This is a genomic window from Brachyspira sp. SAP_772, assembly GCF_009755885.1.
In the GTDB taxonomy this organism is placed as follows: domain Bacteria; phylum Spirochaetota; class Brachyspiria; order Brachyspirales; family Brachyspiraceae; genus Brachyspira.
This window is the reverse complement of the sequence record NZ_VYIX01000366.1, coordinates 1-524: the sequence shown is the minus strand read 5'-3', so window position 1 is coordinate 524 and position 524 is coordinate 1. Positions and strand designations below refer to the sequence as shown.

At 16.8% G+C, this 524-nt stretch carries 1 protein-coding gene; it reads right to left on the bottom strand.

Annotated elements, in window-relative coordinates; all coding sequences use genetic code 11:
- Positions 1–404: hypothetical protein (locus GQX97_RS14540; protein WP_157152380.1), on the bottom strand; the 404-nt coding region annotated here is incomplete at its 3' end.
- Positions 405–524 lie beyond the last annotated feature (120 nt).

Genomic DNA, 524 nt, shown 5'->3' with positions numbered 1-524 from the left:
ACGATCTTCCGATCTTCTTTAAGATATTTATATACACTGTCATCATTATATGTTTCTATTAAAGAATCAAAATCTAATGAATTCAATAATATATTATTATTTTTAATAATACTAATATCTCTTATAAAATAATAATATAATATAATTTTAAGATTAATAGAATTACTTTTATTTAAATTATTTATAAAATTATTCCATCCTATATTATCAAAATGATTATACAATTCTTTTATATATTTATCGTAATTAAAATTGTCTTGAATACTATCTAATTTATTTATATCCATTATTAATAATAAATTTAATGATTCTACCAATATACTGTAATGAATTGTATTTTGATATACTAATAAAACATTATTATTTATAATATTTGTACTTTCTATATTATTTCTATAATGCAACTTGTATAATGTTAATAAACATTTATAAATTTCAGGATTTTTATTTTTATATGATTGTAGTTGAAAAATTAATTTATTACTATTTTTTACACTCTATCCCTTCTCTTCGCTTTACCGATC